General features: G+C 70.5%; 7 protein-coding genes and 4 pseudogenes. 2 read left to right on the top strand and 9 right to left on the bottom strand.

All coding sequences use genetic code 11. The features are described 5' to 3' along the window. Positions 1-91 precede the first annotated feature (91 nt). The 3 genes and pseudogenes from ACZ67T_RS45865 to ACZ67T_RS45855 form a co-directional block, all read right to left on the bottom strand. Positions 92-490, bottom strand: coding sequence for an SDR family NAD(P)-dependent oxidoreductase (locus tag ACZ67T_RS45865; protein ID WP_469992965.1), 399 nt, complete (start codon positions 488-490; stop codon positions 92-94). Between the two features lie 88 nt (positions 491-578). After that, a pseudogene (locus ACZ67T_RS45860) lies at positions 579-707 on the bottom strand (SDR family NAD(P)-dependent oxidoreductase); the annotation flags it as partial. Next, positions 704-1,453 (bottom strand): annotated as a pseudogene (locus ACZ67T_RS45855) (beta-ketoacyl-[acyl-carrier-protein] synthase family protein); the annotation flags it as partial. The pseudogenes ACZ67T_RS45860 and ACZ67T_RS45855, both read right to left, overlap by 4 nt. A 26-nt stretch (positions 1,454-1,479) precedes the next feature. On the opposite strand from ACZ67T_RS45855, the gene ACZ67T_RS45850 reads away from it, so the two are divergent. Further along, positions 1,480-2,448: an FAD-dependent monooxygenase gene (locus ACZ67T_RS45850; RefSeq protein ID WP_469992964.1), complete on the top strand. Its 969-nt coding sequence runs from the start codon at positions 1,480-1,482 to the stop codon at positions 2,446-2,448. A gap of 239 nt (positions 2,449-2,687) precedes the next feature. Here ACZ67T_RS45850 and ACZ67T_RS45845 read toward each other — a convergent pair. The 6 genes and pseudogenes from ACZ67T_RS45845 to ACZ67T_RS45820 all read right to left on the bottom strand — a co-directional run. After that, positions 2,688-2,831, bottom strand: a pseudogene (locus ACZ67T_RS45845) (FMN-dependent NADH-azoreductase); the annotation flags it as partial. Between the two features lie 361 nt (positions 2,832-3,192). Next, entirely contained in the window at positions 3,193-3,540 is a 348-nt protein-coding gene (locus tag ACZ67T_RS45840) for a YciI family protein (RefSeq protein ID WP_469992963.1), read from the bottom strand. After that, positions 3,537-4,472, bottom strand: coding sequence for a Vgb family protein (locus tag ACZ67T_RS45835; RefSeq protein WP_469992961.1), 936 nt, complete (start codon positions 4,470-4,472; stop codon positions 3,537-3,539). The genes ACZ67T_RS45840 and ACZ67T_RS45835 overlap by 4 nt, the downstream gene beginning before the upstream one ends. Beyond that, positions 4,469-5,149, bottom strand: a complete 681-nt coding sequence (locus tag ACZ67T_RS45830) for a CatB-related O-acetyltransferase (protein ID WP_469992967.1) — start codon at positions 5,147-5,149, stop codon at positions 4,469-4,471. Before ACZ67T_RS45830 ends, ACZ67T_RS45835 begins: the two co-directional genes overlap by 4 nt. 986 nt (positions 5,150-6,135) lie before the next feature. Then, positions 6,136-6,537 (bottom strand): DUF6009 family protein, encoded by a 402-nt coding sequence (locus ACZ67T_RS45825; protein ID WP_469992959.1) that lies wholly within the window; start codon positions 6,535-6,537, stop codon positions 6,136-6,138. Next, a pseudogene (locus ACZ67T_RS45820) lies at positions 6,534-7,133 on the bottom strand (phage/plasmid primase, P4 family); the annotation flags it as partial. The pseudogene ACZ67T_RS45820 and the gene ACZ67T_RS45825, both read right to left, overlap by 4 nt. A gap of 155 nt (positions 7,134-7,288) precedes the next feature. Between ACZ67T_RS45820 and ACZ67T_RS45815 the strand changes: the two are divergent. After that, entirely contained in the window at positions 7,289-7,930 is a 642-nt protein-coding gene (locus tag ACZ67T_RS45815) for a hypothetical protein (protein WP_469992957.1), read from the top strand. Positions 7,931-8,334: the final 404 nt, after the last annotated feature.

Raw genomic sequence — 8,334 nt, 5'->3', positions numbered from 1 at the left:
GGCTCCAGCCGAGCCCACTGTGCATCCGTCATGTCTCCACGTGCCACAGAACAAGATCATCTCACCTCAAGATCCACATCTGAAACACGCCCTAGTCGGCGGTGCCGGCCCGGCCCAGTGGCGTCATCGCCAGGTACTGGTCCATGCGGGCCGGCCGTACGTCGCACAGCATGTCCGTCTCGACGAGCCCCGGGGCGACGACGTTGACGGTGATGCCACGGCTGCCGACCTCCCAGGCGAGGGAGCGGGCGAGACCGACGAGGCCGGCCTTGGCGGCGGTGTAGTTCGTCTGGCCGGGCGACCCGGTGAACGCGACGGCCGAGGAGATCAGCCCCAGCCGGCCCCAGCGCCCGCCGAGCATGCCCCGGGCCGCGTGCTTGGCGACCCGGATGACCGAGCGCAGGTTGGTGTCGAGGACGGTGTCGACGGCGTCGTCGTCGAGGGTGAACAGCAGCCCGTCCCGGGTGATGCCGGCGTTGGCGACCAGCACCTCCACGTCGCCGTGGGCGGCCGCGACGTTCCACCTGCGCCTCGTCGGTGACGTCGCAGCGCACCCCGAGCAGCCCCTCGGGGGGTTCGCCGGTGCGGTACGTGACGGCCACCCGGTCACCGCGTGCGGCGAGCGACCGGGCGACGGCCAGGCCGATGCCGCGGTTGCCACCGGTGACGAGGACGGAGCGGCCCGAGGAGCCGGGAGTCGCTGTCATGCCGGCGTCACCACGATCACGGCGTTCTGACCACCGAAGCCGAACGAGTCGTTCACCGCCGCGCCGATCTCCATCGGCCGGGCCTCCTTGGCCACCACGTCCACCCCGATGCCCGGGTCCAGGCTGCTCAGGTTGGCCGTCGGCGGGACGAGGCGACGCTCCACGGCGAGCACCGTGTACACCGCCTCGGCGGCTCCGGCGGCGCCCAGCAGATGGCCGACGACTCCCTTGGTGGAGGTGACGGCGGGCTTGTCGCCGAAGACCCGGCGGAGCATCCCGGCCTCGGTGATGTCGTTGAGCGGGGTCGACGTGCCGTGCGCGTTGACGTGGTCGACCTCGGAGGTGTCGACCAGGGCGTCGGCGAGCGCTGCCCGGATGGCCTGCTCTGCGCCGCCGCCGGTCGGGTCGGGTGCCGACACGTGGCGGCCGTCGGCCGAGGCGCCGAAGCCGGAGACTCGTGCCCTGACGCGGGCGCCGCGCGCCCGCGCGTCCTCGACCCGCTCCAGGACCAGCATGGCCGCGCCCTCGCCGGCGACGAACCCGTTGCGGTCGGCGTCGAAGGGGCGGGAGGCGGACGCCGGGTCGTCGCGCCGGGTGGACAGCGCGCCGGCCCGGGCGAGGCTGGCCATGGCGGTCGGGGACATCGCGGCCTCGGCACCGCCGGCCAGGACGATGTCGCAGACCCCGGACTCCAGGAGCGCGCGGGCGTACCCGATCGCCGTGTTGCCGGAGGCGCAGGCGGTCGACCCGGTACGTGGTCGGGTGCGACGGCGTGCGAAGCCCGGTGCGGCGGACGGTCGGGATCGGCTTCCCCGGCCGGTCGGTGGTGCGCTCGGTGATGCTGGCCGACATCCGGCTCACCGAGATCCCCGTCGACGCCGTGACCACCAACTCCAACGCGTACGGCTTCGCCTCCCTGGTGCCGTTCGGCGACGGCTGGTATCGGGCGATCGGCTGGGTCGCGGGAGACGAACGGCCCGACGACGCGCCGGTGGTGGCGGAGGAGCTCTCCGCACTGCTGCGCCGGGTCCTCGGCTCCGACTACGGCATGCACGCCCCACGCTGGATCTCGCGCTTCCACAGCGACGAGCGGCAGGCCGTGCGCTACCGCGAGGGCCGGGTGCTGCTGGCGGGCGACGCCGCACACGTGCATTCGCCCGCCGGCGGCATGGGGATGAACACCAGGCTCCAGGACGCCGCCAACCTGGGCTGGAAGCTGGCCGCCGTGGTCCAGGACCGCGCCGGGCAGCTGCTTCTCGACTCGTACGAGCGGGAGCGCCACCCCGTCGGACGGCAGGCACTGCGGGTCTCCGGGGCAATCACCCGGGGCGTGCTGCGTTCTCCCCGCAACGGTCTGGTGCGCGGCTTTCGCGAGGTCGGCCTGCCCGTCGCGAACCGGCTGAACTCGCTCACGGCGACAGGCGAACGTCTGCTCTCCGGCGTCGGCATCGCCTACCCGGCGCCGCGCGGAAGCCATCCGCTCACCGGCCGCCGGGCCCCCGACCTCCGGCTCTCCGGCGGGCAGCGGCTGTACGAGGTGCTGCGTGACGGCCGATTCGTGCTGGTCGCCCAGGGGCGACCGGTGCCGGAGACAAAGTGGCTGTGTCTCTCCGCCCCTGCCGGGAATCTGACCGGGCCTCTGCTGATCCGCCCCGACGGCCATATCGCCTGGGCGGCCGATGCTCAGGACCCCGAGGGCCTGCGCGCGGCGCTGAGACACTGGCCGGTGACGGCGGCCTGACTCCGCGGGCCGCCCCCATGGGTCACAAGACAAGACACAAGCCCCGCAGATCTCAGATCTGCGGGGCTTGTGCGTTTTCTGGATGCGAGCGGTCCTGTGGTGAGGACAATCACACTGATTGTTGATGGGTCCCCCGTCGTCGTACGGGACGGGCGGTACGGGACGGGGACCCTCGCTGCCTCGATGTCTTGGCGACTCGCTGCCCTGGTGCCTTGGCGTCCTATTGACGATGCGGAGCGTCAGGCGGCGTCGGCCGAGAAGCGCGCGGCGAGCTCCTTGGCCCGGGCGTCGGCGTCCTCCATCGCCATGGCGCGGGACGCCTCGGCGAGCGGGATGAGCTCGCTCATCGCCGCAGTCGTGTGCCCCAGGGTCAGCTCGGGAACAGAGATGCTGAGCGCTCAACAGGGCGATCCGTGAGGCTGCCAGGCGCAGTCCTTCGCTGGCGGCGTCGATGCGGCCGGGATGGCGTAGCGCCCCTCTGAGGTCGTCCTCGGTGACTTCGACGGCGACGATCTCGTAGTCGGCCAGGAGGCCTTCGGCGATCGATTCGGCCGACCAGCTCCTGGCCCAGGACATAGGAGAGCCGGCAGATCGATCTCCTCGGGGCCGGCCATAGGCCGGTAGCTCACCGATGCCCGATTCAACTGAACCCCTGTGAAAGGGTGCAGTGCGCCGCACCCGGTGTGGCGTGCCGATCAGGCACGCCCGAGATCAAGACACGGGCGTGCGAGGGCCACGTACGGCTCAGGCCGATTCGAGGATCGGGCGGATTTCGAGCGCCTCCGGGGTGGGGAAGCCTCGGGCCACCTCGATGGCCTCGGCATGGTCGGCCACCTCCAGCACGAACCAGCCGCCGAGAGTCTCCTCGCCACTGTGGACAGGTCCTTCGGTGACCGCCGCGGATCCGTCCGCCGTCTTGCGCACGGTGACGGGGCCCTGGTGCTCGGTTTCGAGGGCGTCACCGCCCACCAGCTTGCCCGCCGCCGCGAGCTCGCCGATCCAGGTCTCGTACGCCTTCCGGTAGGCGTCGCGGTCATCCTGGATCCGCGCGCGTGACGCGTGCGTCTCGAAGATCACGAGGGCGTACTTCATGAGGTGTTCCTCTGTTCGGTGTTCCTGGTGGTGGTGTTGGTTCTGGTGGTGAGTGGTGAGATGCGGGCCAGTGAGCCGCTCTCCAGGGCCGTCCACAGGGCGCCGTCCGGGCCCTGTGTGATCCCGTGGGGTTCGGAAGCCGGGGTGGGCAGGTCGTGGACGGTGACCGCGCCGTCCGAGGTGACCGCGCCGACGCGGTTGCCGCCCCACTCGGTGAACCACGCGGTGCCATCGGCGTCGGTGGTGACGGCGTGCGGCCGGGCCGAGCGGTCGGGCAGCGGATACTCGGTGATCCGGCCGTCGGTTCCTCGCCGACCGATCTGGCCGGCCGCGATCTCGGTGAACCAGACGCCGCCGTCCCCGGCCACGGCGATACCCACCGGCGCGGCCGCCGCGGTGGGCAGCTCGTGGACCGTGATGCGGCCGTCCATGCTGATACGGCCGATGGCATTGGCCTGATTCATCGTGAACCACATCGCGTCCTCCGCCGCGGCGATCGCGGAGGGGAACGCGCCGGTGCTCGGCAGCGGGTACTCCGTGACCGTTCCATCGGTGGTGAGGCGGCCGATGCGGTCGGCGGCGGTCTCGGTGAACCACAGCGCGCCGTCCGGCCCCGCGGCGATACCGAAGGGACCGCACTGAGCGGTCGGGAGTGCGAACTCCGTCACGTGGCCGGCCGTCGTGATCCGGCCGATCCGGTGCGCCCCGTACTCGGTGAACCACAGTGCGCCGTCCGGCCCGTTACTGATGACCGTCGGACCGCTACCGGGGGCAAGCTGGTAACTGGTCGGCTCCTGTCCCGGGACAAGCCGACCGATCCTGGCGCTGTGCACCATGGTGAACCACAGCGCGCCGTCCGGGCCGGTCGTGATCGCGTACGGGCCGCTGTCGCGACCGGACACCGCGTACTCCTCGACGGTCTGGATTGTCACTGCTGCTGCTCCAGTCCTTCCGCAGCGGCAATGCGCTCGATGTCCTGCGGGGAACCGGCCACGATGGTGCGCGCGTGCGCGGTCACCAGTTCGACGGGCCAGTCCCACCATGCGGCGCGCATGAGTCGTTCGATGTCGCTGTCGTCGAAGCGCTGTCTGATTGTCTTGGCCGGGTTTCCGCCCACGATGGTGTACGGCAGCACGTCGGTGGTGACCACCGCTCCGGCCGCGATCACTGCGCCGTCGCCGATCCGTACTCCCGGCATCACGGTGGCCCCGTATCCGAACCACACGTCGTTGCCAACCACCGTGTCCCCGCGGCTGGGCATGCCGGTGACGAGGTCGAGCGTCTGCTCGGTCCACTTCCCGCCGAACATGGTGAAGGGGAAGGTGGACACCCCCATCGACGGGTGGTCAGCGCCCGCCATCAGAAACCGGGTGCCCGTGGCGATCGCGCAGTACTTGCCGATGATCAACCGTTCCGGACCGTAGGCATACAGCACATTGCGCTGCACGAAGTCGGTCGCACCGTCGGGGTCGTCATAGTAGGTGAAGTCACCTGCCACGACGTTGGTCCCGGCGACCAGCGGCTTGAGGAAAACGACCCGCTCGTGGGCAGGCAGGGGATGGAGGGTGGCCGGGTCAGGTGCCTGGCCAGTACTCGGGTCAGATCTCACGCAGGAGCTCTCCGTGGGGCTTCGTGCTCGACGGGCGAAGCCCGGCACGACGAGGCCCCCTGATCGATGACGTACGCGCTTTCTGCACAGTCCCCCTTATTTCGAGCCGCTGGCTGAATTGAGCAGGCCGGTCCTGCTTTCTCGTACCGGCACATGTCACTACCTGCAGGAGACCTACTCACAGCCGCTGCCCAGTATGCAGATCGGGCAGCCCGGGAACAACAGCCGATCTTGACAAGGTCGTTGAGTCCATTGACTCAGAGGTTCACGAATCCGGAGGACAGGATGCTGCGGAGGGCAGAATGGAACTGCGGGCCACAGAAGGCTTCCTGACGCTCGTACAGGGGCTCCGTCGTGGCCGAAGTGCCGAATGCCAGCAGGTCTCCCTTGCCCGCGTCCGCCAGGGCGGTCAAGAAGCAGGAACGCGTCATCGACGCCCAGCTCGTCGAACGAACCGACCGCCAAGCGCGGTTGCCCCCGGTCGGAAAGGCGCTGCTCCAGCAGCTGTGTCGATATACACGGGCATCCAGGATGCTGTAGCGGAGGTGTGACCACCATCGCCCGCCACCCGGCCGGCACGCTGACGCTGGGTGCATGGGCGCAAAATTGCGCGACATGACTCCGGTCCTGAACCACGTCCGGGCCCGACGCCCGGCCGCCGAACTCCGCCTCCCGGGCGTGTCTCCAGCGATCCGTTCGAGGCTTTGTGACCTGGTGAGGTCGACGCGGCGACCAGCCTCCTGCGGGTCCGCGAGCCGGACTTGAGCGTCGCTGTGGTGCTGCGCGAGGAACCTTCAACCTGATGGTTCCCGCGGATCACCTGCTCGCCAGGCAGGAGTCGGTGGGTATGGAGGTGCTCGGGCGACCGCATCGTGCCGTGGCGGAACGGCCCCTTCGTGCGTACAAGGAGAACACCGTCCTGCCGGCCCGCACAGCGTCCGGGGCGCGCCGTCCGCTGTGGCCCGGGTCCCCGACGAGGGACGACGCTACAGCGGCAGCGTGATCCCCAGCGCCCGCCTGGCCGAGGACGGCGGTCCGCCCTCGGAGCGCTCGGTCTTGCGGCCCTTGTCACCGGGCCCGAGCGTGCGCGGGTCCACCGCCTCGGCCGGGGCACCCTTGGCGTACAGGCCCTCGGGCTCGCTGTCCCGGTCGTGCGGCAGCGGCCAGAAGACACGGCGGCGGAACGTACCCGAGGACCGCGACGGCTTGACCTGCGTGCCCAGGACCGCGTAGCCGACCATGCGGCCGTCCCGGTGGTAGGCGGGCCTGCCACGGCGGGTGGGCAGCCGGTCCAGGCTCTGGCGGACGTAGTCCAACGTGTCGATGTCCTCGAGCCAGACCAGATCGGTTTCGTGCGCGATCTCGTACTCGGTGATGAGGGCGCTCATGCTCTCTCCTCGTCGGCCGCCAGTCCGATGCCCGGGTAGTACTTCCGCTGGTTGGAGAGGATCATCGCCTTGGGCGATGCCAGTCCCAGCACTTCGCGGACCCGGGCCGCGAAGGCGCATGACGAGATGGGCGGGGCTCCCTCATTCTGGCACCACGTCTTATAGGCCGTGTACAGCCACGCTTGTTCGGCCCTCAGTTCGGTGTCCAGACGGCAGGACTCGCTCAGGAATCGCCCGGTGTGATCCTCGGTCTCCGCGTACGCGGTGGTGGCGATCCGGACGCGCTCGGGCCCGGTGAGGTCCCGCTCGCCGCCGAGATAGCGACGGGCGCCCCCGATCAGCCAGTTGAGGATGCCGGGGCCCTCCTCCGTGACGAGGAGGTCGGCGAGGTTGTCGATCTTCCGGTGGTCGGGCACGACGCGCTCGAACAGGATGCGACGCATGCGCCGCCAGAACGCGAAGCCGCCCGAGCCGACTTCGGGCCGGTGATTGGCCAGCAGCCATAGTTTGTGGGTCGGTTGGAAGCTGAAGAAGTCCTGGCGCATGCGGCGCGCCATGATCCGGTCCCCGCCCGTGAGGAACTTGACCCGCGCCTTCCGCCGATAGGGCCCCGGCGCCCGTCACCGCAGCGAGCAGACAGATCACCGTCCAGACCTCGGTCCAGGAGAAGGTGTCTCCCGCCCAGCTGGCGGCGTGCATCAAGAGTGGGGCTTCGGCAGCCGCTCCCGACGCGCCCTCCAACGCTGCGCGCGTGCCGCCCGCTCCGCGCCTCCCGGACGGGCCCGCCCGTGTCCTGCCCGATCCGGCCGATCTCGACCTCACCGACGCAACTCCGGTCCTGCACAGCCCTCTCGACCAGCCGCCCGCTCCCCTGCCCTCTCTGGACGCGCTCCGTGCCCTCGCCGCCGATGCCGCCCACCGCGCCGCCCAGGTCCTCAGCGGCGCCGCGCCGGGCACGGGTTCGGACTCCGGCACCGACATCGCCCGCTTCATCGCACTCGAGCACGGTGCCCCATTCCGCGAGACGGCCATGGGCCACCTCGGCCTCGACATCATCTCCATGGGCCACCTCGCTCTCGCCTACACGCACGGCGGCACTCACGGCGCCGCGACCTACCTCGAGCCCTTTCAGGCAGACCTCGACGTCCTCACCCGAGCCCAGGTCGACATCCAGCCGCTGCGCCCGTCCGCCACCGCGCCCGTCGAGTGCGAGAACAACCACCTCACCGACACGGCGGCCCGCATCCAGCTCCGGCTCGGGCATGACGGCCGCTGGTATCCCTACCGCGCGCCCTACGGCCTCTGGCAGCCCATCGCCGGTGCCTCCCGTGACGCCGCACAGGCCTACCGCGCGGCGCGCACCGCTCGCCGTGCGAATCGCCGAGTCGGATGATGCAGGCCCGCGTGAGCTGCCACGGCTACGATTCGGTTGCGGCCTGCGTCAGCGGCCCGCAACCGCCGTTCCCGCTGCCAAGGGAGCGGACGGCGAGCGCCGCTACGGCAAATGGCGGCGCCCTGCCGTACCTCTAGGAAGGGTGCGGCTCTGCGCCGCTACTGGTGATAGCGGCGCACTCCTGACTCGTGGCAGCGGCCAGGGGCGGGCCTCGGCTACCAACCGAGGCCCATCAGCACAGCCGCTTCCTCAACGGCCGGGCCGCTCAACCGCCGTCACAGTCGGACTGGCTGGCGTGCGTGCGCGCCGTGCGTGACCGGTATCCGGCCAGCCCCTCACTGTGGGCCGGGTATGTCCACGTCGGTCACTGAAGGAGTATCCGTATCCGCAGCTTCACTGCCGAC

This window comes from Streptomyces sp. NPDC107517 (genome assembly GCF_055582645.1).
This window is presented reverse-complemented; position numbering and strand designations above follow the sequence as displayed.

Bases quoted from the DNA above. Each gene is read 5' to 3' on its own strand.
- ACZ67T_RS45825 (WP_469992959.1), bottom strand. From the start codon at position 6,537: ATGAGCGCCCTCATCACCGAGTACGAGATCGCGCACGAAACCGATCTG.
- ACZ67T_RS45840 (WP_469992963.1), bottom strand. From the start codon at position 3,540: ATGAAGTACGCCCTCGTGATCTTCGAGACGCACGCGTCACGCGCGCGG.